This window comes from Agromyces mangrovi (assembly GCF_030296695.1).
Lineage (GTDB): Bacteria > Actinomycetota > Actinomycetes > Actinomycetales > Microbacteriaceae > Agromyces > Agromyces mangrovi.
The window spans coordinates 173314-194601 of the sequence record NZ_AP027737.1 but is presented as its reverse complement, the minus strand read 5'-3'; the positions used below and the strand labels follow the sequence as shown (position 1 = coordinate 194601).

The 21288-nt window shown below is 73.9% G+C and carries 18 protein-coding genes; 15 read left to right on the top strand and 3 right to left on the bottom strand.

Annotated elements, in window-relative coordinates:
• Window positions 1–33 precede the first annotated feature (33 nt).
• Window positions 34–465, top strand: coding sequence for a pyridoxamine 5'-phosphate oxidase family protein (locus QUE38_RS00945; protein WP_286309706.1), 432 nt, complete (start codon window positions 34–36; stop codon window positions 463–465).
• A 10-nt stretch (window positions 466–475) separates the two neighbouring features.
• Here the strand turns inward: QUE38_RS00945 and QUE38_RS00940 are convergent, their stop codons facing one another.
• Complete coding sequence (locus tag QUE38_RS00940; protein WP_286309705.1) at window positions 476–970, bottom strand: DUF3515 family protein; 495 nt, start codon at window positions 968–970, stop codon at window positions 476–478.
• Window positions 971–994: 24 nt separating this feature from the next.
• On the opposite strand from QUE38_RS00940, the gene thiL reads away from it, so the two are divergent.
• Complete coding sequence (thiL, locus tag QUE38_RS00935; protein ID WP_286309703.1) at window positions 995–2008, top strand: thiamine-phosphate kinase; 1014 nt, start codon at window positions 995–997, stop codon at window positions 2006–2008.
• Here the strand turns inward: thiL and QUE38_RS00930 are convergent.
• Complete coding sequence (locus QUE38_RS00930; protein WP_286309702.1) at window positions 1978–2607, bottom strand: RsmD family RNA methyltransferase; 630 nt, start codon at window positions 2605–2607, stop codon at window positions 1978–1980. The two genes, thiL and QUE38_RS00930, sit on opposite strands and share 31 nt — an antisense overlap.
• A gap of 66 nt (window positions 2608–2673) precedes the next feature.
• On the opposite strand from QUE38_RS00930, the gene QUE38_RS00925 reads away from it, so the two are divergent.
• The 9 genes from QUE38_RS00925 (at window position 2674) to mutM (ending at window position 13473) form a co-directional block, all read left to right on the top strand.
• Window positions 2674–5781 carry an ATP-dependent DNA helicase RecG gene (locus QUE38_RS00925; protein ID WP_286309701.1) on the top strand — a complete coding sequence of 1036 codons (3108 nt, stop codon included), beginning with the start codon at window positions 2674–2676 and terminating at the stop codon, window positions 5779–5781.
• A 51-nt stretch (window positions 5782–5832) separates the two neighbouring features.
• Window positions 5833–6324: a pantetheine-phosphate adenylyltransferase gene (coaD, locus tag QUE38_RS00920; protein ID WP_286309700.1), complete on the top strand. Its 492-nt coding sequence runs from the start codon at window positions 5833–5835 to the stop codon at window positions 6322–6324.
• Window positions 6325–6335: 11 nt separating this feature from the next.
• On the top strand, window positions 6336–7337 hold the full coding sequence (locus QUE38_RS00915) for an AAA family ATPase (RefSeq protein WP_433996929.1): 1002 nt from the start codon (window positions 6336–6338) through the stop codon (window positions 7335–7337).
• 4 nt (window positions 7338–7341) lie between these two features.
• A complete protein-coding gene (locus QUE38_RS00910) occupies window positions 7342–8694 on the top strand; it encodes a DUF58 domain-containing protein (RefSeq protein ID WP_286309699.1) in 1353 nt (450 codons plus the stop codon).
• On the top strand, window positions 8684–11017 hold the full coding sequence (locus QUE38_RS00905) for a DUF3488 and transglutaminase-like domain-containing protein (RefSeq protein ID WP_286309698.1): 2334 nt from the start codon (window positions 8684–8686) through the stop codon (window positions 11015–11017). Before QUE38_RS00910 ends, QUE38_RS00905 begins: the two co-directional genes overlap by 11 nt.
• 11 nt (window positions 11018–11028) lie before the next feature.
• The gene (locus tag QUE38_RS00900; protein ID WP_286309697.1) at window positions 11029–11592 is read left to right on the top strand and encodes a YceD family protein; all 564 of its coding nucleotides are present in this window, start codon (window positions 11029–11031) and stop codon (window positions 11590–11592) included.
• A 9-nt stretch (window positions 11593–11601) separates the two neighbouring features.
• Complete coding sequence (gene rpmF / locus QUE38_RS00895) at window positions 11602–11805, top strand: 50S ribosomal protein L32 (protein WP_281886190.1); 204 nt, start codon at window positions 11602–11604, stop codon at window positions 11803–11805.
• A 76-nt stretch (window positions 11806–11881) separates the two neighbouring features.
• Window positions 11882–12544: a ribonuclease III gene (rnc, locus tag QUE38_RS00890; RefSeq protein WP_286311588.1), complete on the top strand. Its 663-nt coding sequence runs from the start codon at window positions 11882–11884 to the stop codon at window positions 12542–12544.
• Window positions 12545–12546: 2 nt separating this feature from the next.
• Window positions 12547–13473: a bifunctional DNA-formamidopyrimidine glycosylase/DNA-(apurinic or apyrimidinic site) lyase gene (gene mutM, locus QUE38_RS00885; protein WP_286309696.1), complete on the top strand. Its 927-nt coding sequence runs from the start codon at window positions 12547–12549 to the stop codon at window positions 13471–13473.
• Here the strand turns inward: mutM and QUE38_RS00880 are convergent.
• Window positions 13412–14548, bottom strand: coding sequence for a GNAT family N-acetyltransferase (locus QUE38_RS00880; RefSeq protein WP_286309695.1), 1137 nt, complete (start codon window positions 14546–14548; stop codon window positions 13412–13414). The genes mutM and QUE38_RS00880 overlap by 62 nt on opposite strands.
• A 140-nt stretch (window positions 14549–14688) precedes the next feature.
• On the opposite strand from QUE38_RS00880, the gene smc reads away from it, so the two are divergent.
• The 4 genes from smc to ffh are packed head-to-tail and all read left to right on the top strand — an operon-like array spanning window position 14689 to window position 21269.
• Window positions 14689–18192, top strand: a complete 3504-nt coding sequence (gene smc / locus QUE38_RS00875) for a chromosome segregation protein SMC (RefSeq protein ID WP_286309694.1) — start codon at window positions 14689–14691, stop codon at window positions 18190–18192.
• A gap of 55 nt (window positions 18193–18247) precedes the next feature.
• Window positions 18248–19126: a signal recognition particle-docking protein FtsY gene (gene ftsY, locus QUE38_RS00870; RefSeq protein WP_286309692.1), complete on the top strand. Its 879-nt coding sequence runs from the start codon at window positions 18248–18250 to the stop codon at window positions 19124–19126.
• A gap of 20 nt (window positions 19127–19146) precedes the next feature.
• Window positions 19147–19641, top strand: coding sequence for a DUF2004 domain-containing protein (locus QUE38_RS00865; RefSeq protein WP_286309691.1), 495 nt, complete (start codon window positions 19147–19149; stop codon window positions 19639–19641).
• Window positions 19642–19688: 47 nt separating this feature from the next.
• Window positions 19689–21269, top strand: coding sequence for a signal recognition particle protein (gene ffh, locus QUE38_RS00860; RefSeq protein WP_286309690.1), 1581 nt, complete (start codon window positions 19689–19691; stop codon window positions 21267–21269).
• Window positions 21270–21288: the final 19 nt, after the last annotated feature.

Below are 21288 nucleotides of genomic sequence, written 5' to 3'. Positions count from 1 at the left end.
GACCGGCCCGCACCCGCGTGCCAAGATGAGGGTATGGCCGACAACGGTGCACCGATCGTCGAACTGAGCAGCGAGGAGTGCTGGGCGCTCCTGGTCGAGAACGAGCTGGGGCGATTGGCGGTGTCCATCGCCGACCAGCCCGAGATCTTCCCGGTCAACTACGCGGCGTCCGACGGCGGCATCCTCATCCGCACCGCCGAGGGCACGAAGCTCTTCGGCGTGACGGTGAACCACAAGGTCGCGTTCGAGATCGACGACCGCAGCGAGCACGAGGGCTGGAGCGTCGTCGTCAAGGGCCACGCCCGCACGCTCGAGCACGAGGACGAGATCGCCGCCGCCGAGCGCGAGCCCCTCACGCCGTGGATCCAGACCGTGAAGCGCAACTTCGTGCGCATCGAGATCGACGAGATCACGGGGCGTCGGGTGCGCTTCGGCACCGAGCCGGAGCCCGACTACACGATCTGACGCGTGCGCGTCACTCCTCGTCGAGCAGCTCCTCGGCCCCGAGGCATCCGCCGTCTGCCGGCACGGATGACACGGCCAGCGCCAGGTCCGCCAGCGCGGTCGTTCCCGAGGCGAGGTCGGAGTCGACGATGACCTCGGTGGCGGGCACGCGCCCGTAGGTCGTGAACACGTAGTTCGGCGCGTCGGTCTCGTCGATGATCCAGTCCACGCCGTTCACGTCCACGCACTCGAGCGTGGTCGGCCCGGGCGGCTCGACGCCGCAGCGCAGCAGCACCGCGGCGGGGTCGCCCCAGGCGCCCGTGCCCTGCGCGTCCGTGGGGCGCTGCTCGTGCCCCGAGACCTCGTCGGGCAGGCGCACCACGATGTCGGCGCAGCCGACCTCGATCGCGTCGGCCGCGGGTTCGAGCGCGACCGTGCGCGTGCAGCCGGCGAGCGAGAGGGCGAGGGGCACGCAGGCCAGCGCGGCGACGACGGCTCGAGCGGGCCCGGCGGGGGAGTGATGCATCACGGATCAGGCTACCGTGAGTGCATGCCCTCCAGCCCCGAGCCCGGCTCCGACGCGGGCGGCCCGGACTCCATCGGCAGCCTCGCGGAGTCGGCCGTCCTGGGGCGGATCGTGTCCCGGCTCCCCGCGGTCGCCGCCGCCGAGGTCGGGCCCGGGGACGACGCCGCGGTCGTCGCGAGCCCCGACGGCAGGTTCGTGGTGACGACCGACCTGATGGTGCACGGGCCCGACTTCCGCCTGGCGTGGTCGCGGCCCGACGACCTGGGCTGGAAGGCCGCCGCGACCAACCTCTCCGACGTCGCCGCGATGGGTGCGCGCCCCACGGCGCTCGTGGTCGCGCTGGCCGCGCCGGCCGAGACCGACGTCGCCGTGCTCGAGGGCATCGCCGACGGGCTGCGCGAGGCGTGCGCGGCGCTCGCGCCGGGGTGCGGCGTGGTGGGCGGCGACCTGTCCGTCTCGCGCACCCTCACGATCGCGGTGACCGCGTTCGGCGACCTCGGCTCGCGGGCGCCCGTGCGGCGCTCCGGGGCCCGGCCCGGCGACGTGGTCGCGCACGCCGGCCGGCGCGGCGACGCGGCACGCGGGCTCGCCCTGCTGTTCGCACGCGCCGTCGACGGCGACGACGAGCCCGACCGCGGGCGCGCCGAGGCCCTGCGCGCCGCGCACCCCGACCTCGTCGAGGCGCAGCTGCGGCCGCGGCCGCCCGTGTCGGCGGGCGTCGACGCGGCCCTCGCGGGCGCGACCGCGATGCTCGACGTCTCCGACGGGCTGGCGCGCGATGCGGCGCGCATCGCCGCGGCGAGCGGCGTGGGCATCGACTTCGACTCGGCGGCGCTCGGCGCCGCCGACGGGCCGACGGTGTTCGGCGCCGAGGACCACGGGCTGCTCGCCACGTTCCCCGCCGACGCGGCCGTGCCGGACGGGTTCGACCCGATCGGGCGGGTCACCGACGACGCCGGAACGGTGTCGGTCGACGGCGCCCCGATCGAGCCCGTGGGCTGGGACCCCTACGAGGACTGGAACGGCGGAACGGGCTGACGGTCGGCGTCGGTGTCCGGGCCGGGCCCGGGCGCGGCATCCGCCCACCACACCGTCGTCTCGCCGTAGTCGCGCCGGCGGTCGGGTTCGATGCCCGCCGGCCACTCCGGCTCGGGGCTGCGGGCGCTGCGCTCGACGACCACGATCGCGTCGGGCGCGAGCAGCGGCACTAGGGCCTCGAGGTCGGCCGCGAGCTCGTCGTCGCCCAGCTCGTACGGCGGATCGGAGAAGACCACGTCGTAGCCGCCGGCCGAGTCGTGCTCGAGGTGGCTGCGCACGGCGCGCGCGACCACGTCGATCCGCGGCGGCCGGGCGCCGCGCGCGGCGCGGAGCAGCGCGTCGGCGTTGCGCCGGCACACGGCGGCCGCCGGCTTGGCGCGCTCGACGAGCACGACGGATGCCGCGCCGCGACTGGCCGCCTCGAGCCCGAGCGCGCCCGAGCCGGCGTAGAGGTCGAGCACGCGCGCCCCCGCGAGCGCGTCGCGCGCCTCGAGCGCCGAGAAGATCGCCTCGCGCACGCGGTCGCTCGTCGGGCGCGTGCCCGAGCGGGGCACCTGGAGCGTGAGGGAGCCGGCGAACCCGGCGACGATGCGCGTCATCGCGGCGAGCATACCGATCGGCCCGTGCGCGCCGCCAACGTCGCCGCGCGCTGCCATGATGGAGGCGTGGACGTCGAGACCGCGCGCAGCCGTGCCGCAGACCAGCAGCTCCTCGATGCGATGTGGGACTTCGGATCCCCCGAGGTGTCGGAGGAGCGGTTCCGCGACGCCTCCGACGACGACTCGTACGACGCGCACCATCGCGCGATCATGGCGACCCAGCTCGCCCGCGCCCTCGGCCTCCAGTCGAAGTTCGACGAGGCCGACGCCGTGCTCGACGCCCTCGCCGAGACCGGGGCGGAGCCCGCGGCGGGTGCGCACGCGGCGTCGCCCGCGGAGGCATCCGACGACGCCACCGAACGCACCGACGCCCCGGAACGCACCGACGAGCCCGGCGCGCCCGCCGAGGACGCGTCCGAGGGCGACGACGCCGCGGCCCTCGCCCGCGAGGCCGGCGAGATCCGCGCGCGCATCGAGCTCGAGCGCGGCCGACTGCTCGTCACCCGCGGCGCGCCCGCCGACGCGGTCGCGCACTTCACCCGCGCGGTGCGCGAGGCGGCCGGCGCCGACGTGCCGTTCCTGGTGCTCGACGCCCTGCACATGCTCGCCCTCGCCGACACGGGGCACGAGCGCGAGTGGGCCGAGGAGGGCCTCGCGCTCGTCGACCGCAGCGGCGACCGGCGGCTGAAGCGCTGGGGGTCGCGCTGCACAACAACCTCGGCTGGACCCTGCACGAGTCCGGCGACGCCGACGCCGCGCTCGAGCAGTTCGAGTCGGCCCTCGCGTTCGCGAACGAGCACGGGTCGGCCGAGCAGCGGCACGTCGCGCGCTGGGCCGTCGGCCGGTGCCTCCGCACGCTCGGCCGCGACGACGAGGCACTGGCGATCCAGCGCGAGCTCGCCGAGCAGCGCCCCGACGACGAGTTCGTGCAGGACGAGATCGCGGCGCTCACGGGGACGGAGCCGCAGGCCGGGGCATGAGCGCAGCGGATGCCCCGGGGCGGGCCGGTCTCGACACCAAGCTCGACGGACTGCTGGGGGCCGCACCTCGGGCGCCCTGAAGCGGGCGTTCGGCCACGTCACGGCGGGCGACCTGCTCGGCCACTACCCGCGTCGCTACGCGCGCCGGGGCGAGCTGACGGCGCTCGCGGAGCTGCCGCTCGACGAGAACGTGACGATCGTCGCCGAGGTGCTCGAGGTGCGCGAGCGCAGCATGCGCCAGCGGCGCGGCAGCATCGTCGAGGCCACGATCTCCGACGGCACGGGCGTGCTGACGCTCACGTTCTTCAACCAGAAGTGGCGCCAGGCGGAGCTCGTGCCCGGCGCGCGCGGGATCTTCGCGGGCAAGGTGACCTCGTACCGCGGCGCGCGGCAGCTCGCCCACCCCGACTACGAGCTGTTCGAGCGATCGGGCGACGACCCCGACGCCAAGCGCTGGGCAGAGACGCCCATCCCCATCTACCCGGCGACGTCGACGATCGCGAGCTGGCAGGTCGCGAAGGCCGTGGGGCTCGTGCTCGACGCGCTGGGCGACGTCGACGACCCGATCCCGGAGTCGGTGCGCGCCGCGCGCGGCCTGGTCGGCTTCCGCGAGGCGCTCGAGGGCGTGCACCGGCCCGAGCACGAGCGCGACTGGTCGCGTGCCCGCGCCGCGCTGCGGTTCCAGGAGGCCTTCGTGCTGCAGGCGGCGCTGCTCGGGCGGCGCGCCGAGCGGAAGGCGCGCCAGACCGTGCGGCGCGAGGCCTCGCCCGACGGCCTGCTCGCGCGCTTCGACGACGTGCTGCCGTTCGAGCTGACCGGCGACCAGCGCGCCGTCGGCACCGAGATCGCCGAGGACCTGGCCTCGGGCATGCCGATGAACCGGCTCGTGCAGGGCGAGGTGGGCTCGGGCAAGACGCTCGTCGCGCTGCGTGCGATGCTCGCGGTCGCCGAGTCGGGCGGCCAGACCGCGTTGCTCGCACCGACCGAGGTGCTCGCCGCACAGCACCTGCGCTCGATCTCGCGCGTGCTCGGGCCCGACCTCTCGGCCGAGCTCATGCCGACCCTCGTGACCGGGCAGCTGCCGGCCGCCGAGCGCAAGCGCGCGCTGCTGCGCGCCGCCTCGGGCCAGGCGCGCATCGTCGTCGGCACGCACGCCCTGCTCGGCGACACCGTGACGTTCGCCGACCTGGGCCTCGTCGTCGTCGACGAGCAGCACCGCTTCGGCGTCGACCAGCGCGAGGCGCTGCGGGTCAAGGGGTCGGAGCCGCCGCACGTGCTGGTGCTCACGGCGACGCCGATTCCGCGCACGGTGGCGATGACCGTGTTCGGCGACCTCGACGTCAGCACCATCCGGGAGCTGCCGGGCGGGCGGCCGGGAATCGAGTCGTTCGTGGTGCCCCTCGCCGAGCGCCCGGGCTGGTTCGGCCGGGTCTGGGCGCGCGTCGCCGAGGAGGTCGCGAAGGGGCACCGGGCGTTCGTGGTGTGCCCGGCCATCGAGGCGAAGCAGGTCGAGGACGCCGACGAGGTCGACCCGGGGCCCGCCGACGGCGAGCCCGAGGTCACCGGCGCACCGCCGGTGCCGCTCGCCTCGGTGCTCGACGTGATCGCGCGGCTGGCCGAGGCGCCGGAGATGCGTGGCCTCGCCATCGCACCGCTGCACGGTCGCATGTCGAGCGACGAGAAGGAGCAGGCGATGCGCGCGTTCGCGGCCGGCGAGCTCGACGTGCTGGTCGCGACGACGGTGATCGAGGTGGGCGTCGACGTGCCCGACGCGTCGGCGATGGTCGTGCTGGACGCCGAGCGCTTCGGCGTGTCGCAGCTGCACCAGCTGCGCGGCCGCGTCGGCCGGGGGAACGTGCCCGGCCTCTGCCTGCTCGTGACCAATGCGCCCGAGGGCACCGTGGCGCGCGAGCGCGTCGACGCGGTCGCGGCGACGACCGACGGGTTCGAGCTCGCGCGCGTCGACCTCGACCTGCGGCAGGAGGGCGACGTGCTGGGCAGCAACCAGTCGGGCGGACGGTCGTCGCTGCGCCTGCTCCGGGTCGCGCGCGACGGCGACCTGATCGTGGCCGCGCGCGAGCTCGCGCAGGGCGTGCTCGACGACGACCCGGTGCTCGCGTCGCACCCGGCGCTCGTGGCCGCGGTGCGGCGCCGTCTCGACGAGACCGAGTCGCAGTTCCTGAACAAGGCCTGAGACTCTCCACCTGCCCGTCACGGCCACCCCGCGCGCATTAGTGTGGAGGACATGCGCAGGATCGCCGTCGTCCCCGGGTCGTTCGATCCCATCACGCTCGGGCACCTCGACGTGATCTCGCGAGCGGCCGGACTGTGGGACGAGGTGCACGTCGTCGTCGTGCACAACCCCGACAAGTCCGCCCTGCTGCCCATCGCGCAGCGCGTCTCGCTGCTCGAACGGGCGATCGCCGACGCCCGCATCGACGGTGAGGTGGTCGTCGCGTCCTGGAGCGTGGGCCTCCTCGTCGACTACTGCACCGACGTGGGTGCGTCCGTGCTCGTCAAGGGCATCCGCTCGCAGGTCGACGTGGCGTACGAGACGCCCATGGCCATCGTGAACCGCGACCTCGCCGCGGTCGAGACCGTCTTCCTGCTGCCCGACCCCGCGAACGCGCACGTGTCGAGCTCGCTCGTGCGCCAGGTGTCGGCGCTCGGGGGCGACGTCGCCCCGTACGTGCCCCCGGTCGTGGCCGAGTACCTGCAGGGGGCGACGGCGCAGTGAGCAGCGACGGCATGCACACCACGGTCACCGGCACCCCGATGCCGGGCGACACGGTCGGCACGTCCGCGCAGCGCATCGTGGCGAACGTCGAGTCGGTCATCGACGGCAAGCACGACGCCGTCACGCACGCGCTCACGGTGCTGCTCGCCGAGGGCCACCTGCTCATCGAGGACGTTCCGGGCGTCGGCAAGACGGTGCTCGCGAAGGCGCTCGCGCGCTCGGTGGACTGCAGCGTCAGCCGCATCCAGTTCACCCCCGACCTGCTGCCCTCCGACGTCACGGGCGTGTCGGTGTTCGACCAGTCGACCCGGCAGTTCGCCTTCAAGCCGGGTCCCGTGTTCGCGAACATCGTGATCGGCGACGAGATCAACCGTGCGAGCCCGAAGACGCAGTCGGCGCTGCTCGAGTGCATGGAGGAGCACCAGGTCACGGTCGACGGCACGACCTATCCGCTGCCCGAGCCGTTCACCGTCGTGGCGACGCAGAACCCGATCGAGATGGAGGGCACCTACGCCCTGCCCGAGGCGCAGCGCGACCGCTTCATGGCGCGCATCTCGATGGGGTACCCCGACTCGGCGAGCGAGCTGGAGATGCTCGGCACGCGCGAGACGTCGAGCCCGCTCGACGCGATCGAGGCGGTGGTGTCGGATGCCGAGCTGCGCGCGATGATCGTCGCGGTCCGCAACGTGTTCGTGTCGATGCCCGTCAAGGAGTACGCCGTGGCGATCGTCCGGGCGACGCGCGACGACCGGGAGCTCCGCCTGGGCGCGAGCCCGCGCGCGACGCTCCAGCTCGTGCGCGCCGCGAAGGCCCGCGCGGCCATGCAGGGGCGCGAGTTCGCGCTGCCCGACGACGTCGACGCGCTCGCGGCCCCGGTGCTCGGCCACCGGCTCGTCCCGACGAGCCGCGCGCTCGGACAGCACCACAACGACGGCGACCTGCTCATCGCCGAGATCGTCGACCGCATCGTCCGGGCGACGCCCGTTCCCCTCGGGGCGGCCGCGGGGCGGTGACCCGATGACGGGCGGTGTCGGAGCGCGCCTGGCCGAGTGGCCCAGGCCGACCCGCCGTGGCGGCGCGCTGATCGCCGTGGGCGCGATCGTGTTCGTCAACGCGCTCGTGCTCGACCGTCGCGACTTCATCCTGTTCGGGCTCATCGGCGTCGCCGTGCCGCTGGTCGCGCTCGCGTACACCGCCTGGCGGGTGCCCCGCCTCGACGTCGGGCGCAGCTTCGTGCCCGGCATCGTGTCCGCGGGCGGCACCGTCACGGCGTCGGCCGTCGTGCGCAACCGCGGGCGGCGCACGCTCGACGGCGCGCGCTGGCGCGACACGGCGCCGCGACTGGAGTCGCCGGTGGAGTCGGTGCTCCCGCCCCTCGGCCGCTGGGAGGGAGGCCCGCCGGGCGGCAGCGACACGGTGCGCCTCGAGTACACGCTCCGGCTGCCGCGCCGAGGCGTGTTCACCGCCGGCCCGCTCCGGGTCTCGCTCACCGACCCGTTCGGGCTCGCCCGCATCGAACGCGGCTACGGGCGCACGCACGACCTGGTCGCGACGCCACGCACGACGGCGCTCGGCGCGTCCGCGGGCGGCCCGGCCAGCCTCGACGGCGTGCTGCTCGAGTTGCAGCGGCAGTCGCACCCGAACGCCGACGAGCTGATCGCCCGCGAGTACCGGCACGGCGACCCGATGCGGCGCGTGAACTGGCCGGCGACCGCGCGCGCCGGCGAGATCATGGTGCGCCAGGAGGAGCAGCGCAGCGATCCGGACGCGCGCCTGATCGTCGACACGGCCCTGCACGGCAGGGGCCGCACGTCGTTCGCCTCGGGCGACGACCGCTACCACCATCCGTTCGAGCTGGGCATCGAGCTCGCGGCGTCGATCGGGGTCCACCTGCTGCGCGGCGGCTTCCGCCTGACCGTCAGCGAGACCGGTCCGAGCCAGCTCGAGCCCGGCCCCCGGCGGCGGGCCGGCGGCCTCTTCGGCGACGCGCCCGTCGAGTACCAGGGCGGCGTCGGCGAGCGGGCCTTCCTCGAGGGGCTCGCCCACCTCGACACCCCGGGCGGCCGCGGCGGGTCCGCGACCGACCGCTCCGGCGCACCGCATGACGACGTGCGGCGCGCAACCGGTCGCGCCCGGCGTCCCGCCTTCGCGGTGCTCGTCGACATCGCGCCCGAGGAGGCGGTGGCGCTCGCCGCCATGCGCCCGGCGTTCGAACCCGCGGTCGCCTTCGTGCAGGAGGGCGTGCGTCGCGCCCTCGTGGCCGACCTCGAGGAGGCGGGCTGGCGGTGCATCCCCGTGCGCACGGCGCATGACATCCCCGAGGCCTGGCACGCGCTCGCCCACGACCAGGGGGTCGCCGATGCGCGCTGAGACCCCGCCGCTCACGCTGCCGCAGTCGGCGGCGCTCGTGTCGGCCGCCTTCCTGCTCGTGGCCGTGGCCCTCACCTCGCTCGGGCCGCTGCTCGCGGGCGCCGCATGGTGGTGGCTCTGCGCCGTGGTCGCCGCGGTCGTGTTCGCTTCCGGCCTCGGGCTGCGGCTGCTCCGGGTGCCGGCGTCGCTCGTGCCGGTGCTCGAGCTCGTCGTGCTCGTGCTCGTGCTCACGCTGTTCTTCGGCGCCGGCACGGCGATCGCGGGCGTGCTGCCCACGGGCGCGACGTTCGCGCACTTCGGCGAGCTCGCCGCGGCGGGCCAGACCTCGATCGTGCAGCAGTCGACCCCGGCGATCGCCGTGCCGGGCATCCTCTTCGTGCTCGCGCTCGCGACGGGGCTCGTGGCGGTCGTGGTCGACATCGTGGTCGTCTCCCTCCGTGTCGTGGCGCTCGCCGCCGTGCCCGCGCTGCTCCCCGTGGCGGTGCCGGGCTTCATCGTCGAGGGCGGCACGGACTTCTGGACCGTGCTCCTGACGGGCGCGGCCTACCTCCTGCTGCTGCGCGTCGACGTCGCCGTGCGACGTCGCGGCGAGCTCGACCGCGAGCCCGAGGGCGAGACCGCGCCGCGGATCACGCAACCGCGTCGCGCGTCGGCGGGCTCGACGGTGGGGGCGACGCTGGGGCTCGCCGGCGTCGGCCTGCTGACCGCCGCGGTGCTCGCGCAGGCGACCCCGAGCATCAGCAACCCGTACCTGTTCGGCACGGGCGACCGCGGCCCGCTCTTCTCGCGCGGCGTGAACCCGTTCATCGACCTCGGGGAGGACCTCCGGCGCCCCGAGCCGCTGCCGGCGTTCCACTACTCGGGCACCGGCCGCGAACGGCCCTACTTCACGCTGCTCACGCTCGACCGCTTCGAGGGCGACGTGTGGTCGGCCTCCGAGGAGCCGCTCGTCGAGGAGCAGACGGTCGACGCGTTCCCGTCGCCGCCGGGGCTCGACCTGGGCGTCGCCCGCAGCCTGGTGCGCACGACGATCGTGGTCGACGAGGTCGCGACCACGTGGCTGCCCGTGCCGTACCCGGCCCGCTCGATCCAGGGCCTGCGCGGCTCGTGGTTCTGGGAGGCCGAGTCCTTCGCGGTCGCGAGCGCCGACGACGACACGCTGGGCCAGCGCTACGTGGTGACCCACCTCGACCTCGACCCGACGCCCGAGCAGCTCCGCACCGCGAGCCGCGCGTTGCCGGCGGAGCTCGAGCCGTACCTCGAGCTGCCCGGCGGCGTGCCGGAGATCATCACGACCACGACCGAGGAGGTGACGGCGTCGGCAGGGTCGCCGTACGACGCCGCCGTGCTCATCCAGCGCTACCTGCGCGGGTCGGACTTCTCGTACTCGACCGAGGCGCCCGTCGAGGAGGGCTACGAGGGCGGGGGCTTCGACGTGATCGCCGAGTTCCTCGAGGTCGGCGAGGGCTACTGCGTGCACTTCGCCTCGGCGATGGCGGTGATGGCGCGCGAGGCGGGCATCCCGGCGCGCATCTCGCTGGGCTACACGGCGGGCTCGCGCGGCGTCGGCACGCTCGCCGGCGAGGCCCGCTACGACGTCGACACGCACGACCTGCACGCCTGGCCCGAGCTGTACTTCGAGGGCATCGGCTGGATGCCGTTCGAGCCGACGCCCGGTCGCGGGTCGGTGCCCGAGTACTCGCGGGTCTCGGTGCTCGCCGATCCCGGCGCCACGAGGGCGCCGCTGCCGACCCCCGGCGCCCCCGCGACGGAGGGCGCCCCGGTGCTGCCCGACGAGCCGGTCGACGGATCCACCGCCGCCCCGGTGTCCGACTCGGGCGCGCCGCTGGCCCGGCTGGCGCTCGTCGCGCTCGGGGTGGCGCTCGTGTTGGCGCTGCCGGCCGTGATCCGCAGGCTGGTGCGCGCCTGGCGCCGGCGGCGGGCATGGGACGGAGCGGATGCCGCTGCGGCGGCGTGGACCGAGGTGGAGGCGACCGCGGTCGACATCGGCGACCCGCCGACCCCGTTCGAGTCCGCGCGCGGCTTCGCCGACCGTCTGCTCGCGCGCGACGGCGTGGCGGACGACGCGGACGCGCGCGCCGCGCTCGAGCGCCTCCTCGCCGGCGTCGAGCGTCATCGGTACGGCCCGCGGCCGGCACCCGTGCCGGACCATCCGCTCACCCACGACCTCGACCTGGTGGTGCACGCACTCGAGCGCGGCCTCCAGCCGGCCGAGCGCTTCCGCGCGCTCGTCGTGCCGATGTCGCTCGCGAGCCCGCGCGAATCGCTCGCGCACCGCCGCCCGAGCACCGCGGGCGCGTAGAATCGTGCCTCGTGGCATCCACGAGCAGTCCCTACCGCATCGACATCCGCGACCTCATCGGGCGCCCGGGCCAGATGCGCGAGCAGCGCATCGAGGCGTCGGTTCCCGAGGCGCTGGGGGAGGGGCTCGTCTCGGTCGGCGAGGGCGATCCCATCGAGATCGACGTCCGGCTGGAGTCGGTGCACGAGGGCATCCTGGCCTCCGCGGAGGTCGACGCGACCGCCAACGGGCAGTGCGGGCGGTGCCTCCGCGACATCGCCCTGCCGGTCGAAGTCGAGTTCCAGGAGCTTTTCGCGTATCATTCCGGTGAAGCTTTCGAGTATGAGGTTCAAGACGACCACGTGGATCTTGAACCGCTCATCCGCGATGCGGTGGTCCTGGCACTGCCGTTCCAGCCGGTGTGCCGGCCGGATTGCCCGGGTCTCGACCCAGAGACCGGGCTCCGGTTGGAGGAACACCCGGAACTCGCCGCGAGAGAACAACGCGACCCGCGGTGGGACGCGCTCGCGGACTTCGAGGCTTCCACGGACCCTGGCTCGGACACGTCCTCCGATGCCGACCAGCAGAGAGATTGAGAGAGAGTCATGGCTGTTCCCAAGCGGAAGAAGTCGCGCGCCAACACCCACGCACGCCGCTCGCAGTGGAAGGCGCAGGCCCCTGCGCTCGTGAAGACCGTCGAGAACGGCAAGGTCACCTACAGCCTCCCGCACCGCGCGAAGGTCGTGGAGGACTCGGCCGGTACGCCGCTGTTCCTGGAGTACAAGGGCCGCAAGGTCGCCGACGTCTGATCGGCACCCCGACGCTGACGACGAACGACCGGTGGTGACGGAGCGGAGCACCCAGGAGTCGGCGGGCCTCGACGCACTGCAGCGCACGCTGCAGGTCGAGCTCGACCACGACCTCCTGCTGCTCGCCCTCACGCACCGGTCGTTCGCGTACGAGAACGGCGGCATCCCCACCAACGAGCGCCTCGAGTTCCTCGGCGACTCGATCCTCGGGCAGGCCGTCACGGTGTCGCTCTACCGCGACCACCCCGACCTCGACGAGGGCGACCTCGCGAAGCGACGCGCGAGCCTCGTCTCGAGCGTCGCGCTGGCCGAGGTCGCGCGCACGATCGGCCTCGGCCCGTACATCCGCCTCGGTCGTGGCGAGACCATGACGGGCGGGCACGACAAGGCGTCGATCCTCGCCGACACGGTCGAGGCGATCATCGGCGCGACCTTCCTCGATGCGGGGGCGGATGCGGCGACCGACCTGGTGCTGCGGCTGATCGGCCCGCTCATGGCCGACCCCGATCGGTTCGGCGCGGCCATGGACCCGAAGACGAGCCTGCAGGAGATCGCGGCCCGCCGCGGTGCGCCGGCGCCCGCGTACACGGTCACCGAGTCGGGCCCCGACCACAACAAGGTGTTCGCCGCGTCGGTCGCCGTGGGCGACCTCGTGACCGGCACCGGCTCGGGCACGAGCAAGAAGCAGGCCGAGATGGCCGCCGCGCTCGACGCCTGGACGCGCATCAGCGCCGACTGAGCATGCCCGAACTGCCCGAGGTCGAGGTCGTCCGGACCGGCCTCGCACCGGCCGTCACCGGCTCCCGCGTGCTCGGCGTCGAGGTGTTCGAGCCGCGCTCGCTGCGACGACACGACCCGACGTCGGGTCCGTTCGACGAACTCCTCACGGGCGCGCGCATCGAGGCCGCCGTGCGGCGCGGCAAGTTCCTCTGGATGCCCCTCGACACGGGCCGCGCGCTGCTCGCGCATCTCGGCATGAGCGGGCAGCTGCTGCTGCGCACCCCCGACGCACCACTCGTGCCGCTGCTGCGCGCGCGCATCCACGTGTCATCGCCGGCGCACGGCGACCTCGCGGTCGACTTCGTCGACCAGCGCATCTTCGGCTCGCTCGCGGTCGAGCGCATGGTCGAGACGGGCGACGGCGCGCCCGCGGGCTTCTCGGGCGAGGCGGGCGAAGCGGATGCCCCGTGGCGCACGCGCCTCCCGGTGCCCGTCGCCCACATCGCGCGCGACCCGCTCGATCCGGCCTTCGACGACCGCAGGTTCCTCGCCGCGCTCGCGACCCGGCGCACCGGTGTCAAGCGCGCGCTGCTCGACCAGAACCTCGTCAGCGGCATCGGCAACATCTACGCCGACGAGGCGCTCTGGTCGGCGCGCGTGCACTACGACGAGCCGTCGAACGTGGTCGGCCCGCGCCGGTCGAAGCGCGTGCTGGCGGCGGTGCGCGAGGTGTTCGAGCGCGCCCTGGCAGAGGGCGGCACGAGCTTCGATGCCCAGTACGTCAACGTCAACGGGGCATCCGGCTACTTCGCCCACTCCCTCAACGCCTACGGGCAGCAGGGCCGTCCGTGCCCGCGCTGCGGCACGCCGATCGTGCGCGAGCAGTTCATGAACCGCTCGTCGCACCGCTGCCCGCGCTGCCAGCGACGTCCGCGCGCGGCGCGCTGACCGCGTCGGCGTGCTCGTGTCCGCCGCCCGACTCGACGCGGCGCTGCCAGGCGGCGGAGTACGCCGCGGTGCGGAACCCGAGCGCGATGTTGATCGCGAGCATGTGGTCGTTCTCGTCGGCGTTCCAGGTGTAGATGCGCGTGCGCTCCGGGGCGGACTCGGCGAGGGCCCGGTGGTTCGCCTGCTTGACCCGTAGGCCGAGGCCATGGCCGCGGTGCGCGGCGACCACCAGGGTGTCGCCCTGGTAGGCGCACGCCTTGTCGTGGGGCAGCTCGAGCTCCGTGTAGCCGGCCACGTCGCCGTCGTCGGCGACCGCCGCGGCGACGAGCAGCACGTCGCCCGACTCGCGACGCTGCTCCTCGAAGGTGCGCACGCGCGCGGCGTCCCAGTGCTCGGGGTCGATCGTGAGGTCCGCAGCCGGCACGTCGAGCGCCATGCGGGTCTTCGCCGCCGCGTACGCGTCGACGAGCTCGTCGGGTGCATGGCCGACCCACGTGACGAGCCGGTAGCCGGGCACCGACTCCGGCTCGGGCACCGTGACGTCGGCGAGGTCGAGCACGCTCATCCGCTCGATCTGCCCGAGCACGTACCCGTGCGCGGTGAAGAAGGCGGCCCGCGGGTCGGCCGCGGGCACGACGGCGTCGCCGACGGATGCCGCGAGGCGGGGCCCGCCGAGCTCGAGCGTCGCCGCGGGGTGGTCGCTCCAGCTGATGAGCACCCGCCGACCGGCGTCCAGCGCGATCCGCTCGCACTCGGCGAGCAGCCACGAACCGATGCCCTCGCGGCGATGCGCCGTCGGCACGACGCCGTACACGATCGCGGTCTCGGCGTCGTCGCCCGCCTCCCACTCCACGACCGCGGCGCCCACGGCGTCGTCCCCGTCGAGTGCGAGCAGCGGCGTACGGCGGACGTACTCCGAGCGGTACCGCGGCAGCACGGTGCGCGCGTCCTGCGTGAGGTCGTCGTTGCCCCAGAGGTCCGCCTCGACCTCGCGCATGAGCTCGACGTACCGCTCGAAGTGCGCGGCACCGCGGGTGCCGAGGCGTTCGGGCACGTGCGCCCGTTCGATCCGCATCGATCCTGCTCCGAATCCGCCGCGCGAGTGCGCAGCCGACGAGCCTACCGCCTGCGCGGTTCGCGGGGAAGAGTCCGGTACCGTAGTCGCGGGCGATCCGGGCCGGTCGGGTCGCCGATCGGCATCGGGGGAGGACGGGCGTGTACCTGAAGAGCCTGACCCTCAAGGGGTTCAAGTCCTTCGCACAGCCCACCGTCTTCGCGTTCGAGCCGGGAGTCACGTGCGTCGTCGGACCGAACGGCTCCGGCAAGTCCAACGTGGTCGACGCCCTCGCCTGGGTGATGGGCGAGCAGGGGGCCAAGACGCTCCGCGGCGGCAAGATGGAGGACGTCATCTTCGCCGGCACCTCGAGTCGCGGGCCGCTCGGCCGGGCCGAGGTCGCCCTGACGATCGACAACAGCGACGGCGCCCTGCCGATCGAGTACACCGAGGTGCAGATCAGCCGCACGCTGTTTCGCAACGGCACGAGCGAGTACGCCATCAACGGCGAGGCGTGCCGCCTGCTCGACGTGCAGGAGCTGCTCAGCGACTCGGGCCTCGGCCGCGAGATGCACGTCATCGTCGGCCAGGGCCAGCTCGACAACGTGCTGCACGCGAGCGCCGACGACCGTCGCGGCTTCATCGAGGAGGCTGCGGGCATCCTGAAGCACCGGCGGCGCAAGGAGAAGACGCTCCGCAAGCTCGACGCCATGGAGACCAACCTCACCCGCCTGTCCGACCTCGCGGGCGAGATCCGTCGCCAGCTGAAGCCGCTCGGGCGCCAGGCCGAGGTCGCGCGCCAGGCGCAGTCGATCGCCGCGATCGTGCGCGATGCCCGTGCGCGCCTGCTCGCCGACGAGGTCGTGGGCCTGCGCCGCACGCTCGACGCGCATTCGCGCACCGAGGCGGAGCGCCACTCCGAGCGGCTGGTGCTGCAGGACCAGCTCGAGCAGCGGCAGGCGCGCGTGACCCGCCTCGAGCAGGCGCAGCAGTCGGTCGCGGTCGACGACGCCCGCCGGGTCGAGTTCGGGCTCGAGCAGGCGCAGGAGCGCCTGCGCGGACTGCACACGCTCGCGAACCAGCGGCTCGCGCTGCTCGGCCGGGACGGCGACGAACCGGATGCCGCCCCCACCGTCTCGCAGGCGGCCATCGACGAGGCACGAGCCGAGCTCGAGCGGGTCCAGGAGGCCGTCGCGGCCGCCGCATCGGGGCTCGAGCAGGCGCAGCAGGCCACGGTCGCCGCACGCCGCGCGCTCGACGCCACCGACGAGGACGTCGCCGCCCAGAGCGCCGCGGTCTCGCGGTACGACCTCGAGCTCGCCGCCCTGTCGGGCCGCGCCGACACCGCCGCGTCGCGGCTCGCGACCGTGCGCGGCGAGGTGCTCCGGCAGGAGAACGCGCTGGCGGCGGCATCCGACCGCGCGACCGTCGCGGCGAACGCGCTGGAGGAGCTGGAGTCGACCGCATCGCTGAGCCAGGACGGCGAGACCGACCTCGACGAGGCGTACGAGCTCGCCCAGGCCGCGGTGTTCGAGGCCGAGGGCGAGATCGAGCGCATCCGCGAGGGCCTCCACGAGCGCGAGCGCGAGCGCGACGCGCTGACGGCCAAGGTCGGTGCGCTCTCCCTCGCGCTCGACCAGCGGGATGGGTCCGCAGCGCTGGTCGAGGCGGGCCGCGACGGCGTGCGCGGTCTCCTCGCCGAGCACGTCCACGTGCAGCCCGGCTACGAGGCCGCGATCGCCGCCGCGCTGGGCACCCTCACCGACGCGGTGCTGGCCGACGACCGCGACGCCGCACTCGATGCGCTCGCGCACGCGCGTGCGCACGACCTCGGTCGCGTCGAGCTCGCGATCGCGGAGGCCGCGTCGGTCGCCGCACCGGTCGCGGTCGAGGGACTCACGCCCGCGGCATCCGTCGTCACCGCCCCGCCCGGGGTCGCCGCGCTGCTCGCGCGGACGGTCGTCGCCGACGACGTGGAGGCCGCGCGCGCCGCCTCCGGAGCGCTCGACGCCGACGACGTCACGGTCGTGACCCGCGCCGGCGACGTGATCGGTCTCTACGTCATCCGCGGCGGATCGGGTGAGGGGCAGAGCCGCATCGAGCTGATCGCCGAGCGCGACGCCGCCGGCGCCCGGCTCGAGGAGGTGCGTTCCGAGCTCGAGCGCCGCCGGTTCGAGCTCGCCGAGCAGCGCTCGGCGCACGAGACGGCGAAGCAGCAGTCGGCGCAGGCGCTCACGGCGCTGCGCGAGTACGACGCGCAGCTCGCCGCCCAGACCGAGCGCCTGAACAAGGCCCGCGTCACCGCCGACGCGGCCGCCGCCGAGACCGAGCGGCTCGCCGAGTCGGCCCGCACCGCGGCCGAGCGCGTCGCCGAGGCCGAGCAGGCGTCGACCGAGGCGAAGGCCGCCCTCGAGCAGGCGCGCGCGACCCCGCGCCCCGTGCTCGACCTCACGGCTCGCGACTCGGGTGCCGCGGCCCTCGAGGCCGCGCGCGAGGGCGAGGTCGAGGCCCGCCTCGCGCTCGAGACCGCGCGCGAGCGCGTGCGCAGCGAGCAGGCGCGCATCGCGTCGCTCGAGCGCCGGCGCGAGGCCGAGCGGCGCCAGGCCGAGGAGGCCGCGCGCCGGGCCGTCATCCGCCGCCGCCAGTACGAGGCCGCCCGCGGGGTGGCCGACGCGCTCCCGGCCGTGCTCGCGGCAGTCGACGCGTCCGTGTCCGAGGCGCGCATCCGCCTGGCCCGCGCCGAAGACGAGCGACGCGGCCAGAACGAGGAGCTCAACGCGCTGCGCCGCGACGAGGCGAGCGTGCGCGAGCGACTGCAGTCGATCACCGAGGACGTGCACGGCCTCGAGCTGCAGATCTACGAGAAGAAGCTGCACGTGTCGTCCCTGCTCGAGCGCGCGCAGTCGGAGCTCGGGCTCGCCGAGAGCGTGCTGGTCGACGAGTACGGCCCCGACCAGCCCGTGCCGAGCGACGAGGAGGACGGCGAGGACGCCCCGTTCGACCGCGCGGTGCAGCAGCGCCGGCTGAAGGGCGCCGAGCGCATGCTCGCCCAGCTCGGCCGGGTCAATCCGCTCGCACTCGAGGAGTTCGCGGCGCTCGAGCAGCGGCACGCGTTCCTCACCGAGCAGCTCGCCGACCTCACGAAGACCCGGGCCGACCTCATCACGATCATCGAGGAGATCGACCGCAAGATGGTCTCGATCTTCGAGGCCGCGTTCGAGGACACCAGGGCCGCGTTCGGCGAGGTCTTCCCGGTGCTCTTCCCGGGCGGCACGGGCAGCATCTCGCTGACCGATCCCGACGACCTGCTGTCGAGCGGCATCGAGGTCTCCGTGAAGCCCGCGGGCAAGAAGATCGAGCGGCTCTCCCTGCTCTCGGGCGGCGAGCGCTCGCTCGCGGCGGTCGCGCTGCTGATCGCGATCTTCAAGGCACGGCCGAGCCCGTTCTACATCCTCGACGAGGTCGAGGCGGCGCTCGACGACGCGAACCTCGGGCGCCTGCTCACGGTCATCGAGGAACTGCGCGACGACAGCCAGCTCATCGTCATCACGCACCAGAAGCGCACGATGGAGATCGCCGACGCGCTCTACGGCGTCTCGATGCGGCAGGACGGCGTGTCCGCCGTCGTCGGCCAGCGCGTGCGCGAGGAGCGCGCGAGCGCCTGATCCGGCGCGGACGGGCCGCCCGAGCCGGACCCCGCGAGACCGTAGGCTGGACGCCATGGCAGAACGCGCATCGTGGTCGCTCGGCGCACGGCTCCGGAACGTCTTCCAGGCGAGGGTCATCGACGAGGACACCTGGGACGACCTCGAGACCGCACTGATCACCGCCGATTTCGGGCCCGACCTCACCGAGGAGATCGTCGAGCACCTGCAGGCGCAGGTCGAGCGGTACCGCACGACCGACCCGCGCGACGTGCAGCGGATGCTCCGCGAGACCATCGAGGAGCGGCTGTCGAAGTACGACCCCACGCTGCGCCTCAGCGAGCGGCCCGCGGTGGTGCTCGTCGTCGGGGTCAACGGCGTCGGCAAGACCACGACCATCGGCAAGTTCGCCCGCTTCCTCGGCACCTATGGGCGCAGCGTCGTCGTCGGCGCGGCCGACACGTTCCGCGCGGCGGCGGTCGACCAGCTCGCGACCTGGGCCGAGCGGGCGGGCGCCGAGGTGGTGCGCCCCGAGCGCGAGGGGCAGGACCCGGCGGCGGTCGCGTTCCAGACCGTCGAGCGCGCCAAGCGCGACGGCATCGAGATCGTGCTGATCGACACTGCGGGTCGCCTGCAGACCAAGGGCGGCCTCATGGACGAGCTCGCGAAGGTGCGCCGGGTCGTCGAGAAGCAGGCGCCGGTGGCGGAGGTGCTGCTCGTGCTCGACGCGACCACGGGCCAGAACGGCCTCGCGCAGGCGCAGGCGTTCATCGAGCACGCCGGCGTGACCGGCCTCGTCATCACCAAGCTCGACGGGTCGGCCAAGGGCGGGTTCGTGCTCAACGTGCAGGACCGCACGGGCCTGCCGATCAAGCTCATCGGCCAGGGCGAGGGCATCGGCGACCTCACCGGCTTCACCCCGCACGTCTTCGCCCAGAACCTCATCGGGGAGTAGCGTCGGAGCAGGGGGTGGAGATGTCGATCGAGCACGAGTACTTCGGGATCGTCGGCGGCGACGGCGGGTCCTACTGGTCGGAGGTCGTCGAGTGCGGCGACCAGTCGGTCGAGGTCGTGCTGCAGGCCGACGGCGACGAGCTGGCCGCCGACGCGCTGGACGTGGCGGCGGGCATGATCAGCGGCATCGAGGACCTCGACGCCGACGTGCGCGAGGCGTTCGTGGCCGAGCTCGCGCGTGCGTCGACGCCGACCGCGCAGTTCCTCGCGCTCGTGCAGGAGACACTCGAGCCCGAGGAGATCGAGGATGCGATCGCGCGCGAGTCGGGCGACCGCGAGATCGACATCCTGCGCTCCCTGGTGCTCGAGCGGGTCGAGTTCCGGCCCGCGAACGTCGGTGAGGACGAGGCGTTCGCGGTCTTCGAGTACTCGTTCGCCGCCGACGAGTCCGACGCACGGCTGCTCGCGTCGGTGGACCGCGACTCCGACGTCGTCGAGGTGCTGCTCGAGGACTGAGCCCGGGGCGAGGGCGGGCGGATGCCTCGCGTAGACTTGCAGCCACCATGGCTACCTTCGGAACCCTGTCCGACCGTCTTGCCGAGACGTTCAAGAACCTCCGCACCAAGGGCAAGCTGTCCGCGTCCGACGTCGACGGCACCGTCCGCGAGATCCGCCGCGCGCTGCTCGAGGCCGACGTGGCGCTGCCCGTCGTCAAGGAGTTCACCGCGACGGTGCGCGAGCGCGCGCTCGGCGACGAGGTCAGCCGCGCGCTGAACCCCGCCCAGCAGGTCGTGCAGATCGTCAACGAGGAGCTCGTCGGCATCCTCGGCGGCCAGCAGCGCCGCCTGCAGTTCGCGAAGACCCCGCCGACCGTGATCATGCTCGCGGGCCTCCAGGGCGCCGGCAAGACCACGCTCGCGGGCAAGCTCGCGAAGTGGCTCAAGAAGGACGGCCACACGCCGATGCTCGTGGCCGCCGACCTCCAGCGCCCGAACGCCGTCAACCAGCTCCAGGTGGTCGGCGAGCAGGCCGGCGTCACCGTGTACGCCCCCGAGCCCGGCAACGGCGTCGGCGACCCGGTGAAGGTCGCGAAGGACGCCGTCGCGCAGGCCACGCGCGCCCAGCACGACACCGTCATCATCGACACCGCGGGTCGCCTGGGCGTCGACGCGGAGCTCATGAAGCAGGCCGCGAACATCCGCAAGGCGACGAACCCCGACGAGGTGCTGTTCGTCATCGACGCGATGATCGGCCAGGACGCGGTCGCGACCGCGAAGGCGTTCCAGGAGGGCGTGGACTTCACGGGCGTCGTGCTCTCGAAGCTCGACGGCGACGCGCGCGGAGGCGCCGCGCTCTCCGTGGCATCCGTCACCGGCCGCCCCATCATCTTCGCGTCCACCGGCGAGGGCCTCGACGACTTCGAGCCGTTCCACCCCGACCGCATGGCGAGCCGCATCCTCGACCTCGGCGACATCCTCACCCTCATCGAGCAGGCCCAGCAGGCCTTCGACGAGGAGGAGGCCGCGAAGGTCGCCGAGAAGATCGCGAGCGAGCAGTTCACGCTCGACGACTTCCTCAAGCAGATGCAGCAGCTGCGCGGCGCCGGCAACATCAAGAAGATGATGGGCATGCTGCCCGGCATGGGGTCGATGAAGCAGCAGCTCGACGACTTCGACGAGCGCGAGATCGTGCACACCGAGGCGATCATCCAGTCGATGACCCCGGCCGAGCGGACCAACCCGAAGCTGCTCAACGGCTCGCGTCGCCTGCGCATCGCGAAGGGCTCGGGCATGACCGTGACCGACGTGAACCAGCTCGTGCAGCGCTTCGAGCAGGCCGCGAAGATGATGAAGACCGTCGCGCGCGGCGGCACGCCGCAGATCCCGGGCATGGGTCCCATGCCGGGCGGCGGCGGCCACGGCCAGGGCAAGCGCAAGAAGGGCGGGAAGAAGCCGCAGGGTTCGCGCTCGGGCAACCCGGCCAAGCGCGCCGCCGAGAACGCCGCGATCGCGGAGGGCCGCTCGGCCGCCCCGTCGGCCGCGCCGACCGGCTCCGGCTTCGGCCTCGGCGGTGGCGGAGGCGCACAGGGCGCGCCGTCGGAGGAGGAGCTGCAGGCGCTGCAGAAGTTCCTCGGTCGCGGCTGAGGCGCGCCGAGCAGACGAT

Excerpts from the sequence above, each read along its gene's own strand:
- QUE38_RS00945 (WP_286309706.1), top strand. The coding sequence starts at position 34 with ATGGCCGACAACGGTGCACCGATCGTCGAACTGAGCAGCGAGGAGTGC.
- QUE38_RS00940 (WP_286309705.1), bottom strand. The coding sequence starts at position 970 with ATGCATCACTCCCCCGCCGGGCCCGCTCGAGCCGTCGTCGCCGCGCTG.
- thiL (WP_286309703.1), top strand. The coding sequence starts at position 995 with ATGCCCTCCAGCCCCGAGCCCGGCTCCGACGCGGGCGGCCCGGACTCC.
- QUE38_RS00930 (WP_286309702.1), bottom strand. The coding sequence starts at position 2,607 with ATGACGCGCATCGTCGCCGGGTTCGCCGGCTCCCTCACGCTCCAGGTG.
- coaD (WP_286309700.1), top strand. The coding sequence starts at position 5,833 with ATGCGCAGGATCGCCGTCGTCCCCGGGTCGTTCGATCCCATCACGCTC.
- QUE38_RS00915 (WP_433996929.1), top strand. The coding sequence starts at position 6,336 with ATGCACACCACGGTCACCGGCACCCCGATGCCGGGCGACACGGTCGGC.
- QUE38_RS00910 (WP_286309699.1), top strand. The coding sequence starts at position 7,342 with ATGACGGGCGGTGTCGGAGCGCGCCTGGCCGAGTGGCCCAGGCCGACC.
- QUE38_RS00905 (WP_286309698.1), top strand. The coding sequence starts at position 8,684 with ATGCGCGCTGAGACCCCGCCGCTCACGCTGCCGCAGTCGGCGGCGCTC.
- rpmF (WP_281886190.1), top strand. The coding sequence starts at position 11,602 with ATGGCTGTTCCCAAGCGGAAGAAGTCGCGCGCCAACACCCACGCACGC.
- mutM (WP_286309696.1), top strand. The coding sequence starts at position 12,547 with ATGCCCGAACTGCCCGAGGTCGAGGTCGTCCGGACCGGCCTCGCACCG.
- QUE38_RS00880 (WP_286309695.1), bottom strand. The coding sequence starts at position 14,548 with ATGCGGATCGAACGGGCGCACGTGCCCGAACGCCTCGGCACCCGCGGT.
- ftsY (WP_286309692.1), top strand. The coding sequence starts at position 18,248 with ATGGCAGAACGCGCATCGTGGTCGCTCGGCGCACGGCTCCGGAACGTC.
- QUE38_RS00865 (WP_286309691.1), top strand. The coding sequence starts at position 19,147 with ATGTCGATCGAGCACGAGTACTTCGGGATCGTCGGCGGCGACGGCGGG.
- ffh (WP_286309690.1), top strand. The coding sequence starts at position 19,689 with ATGGCTACCTTCGGAACCCTGTCCGACCGTCTTGCCGAGACGTTCAAG.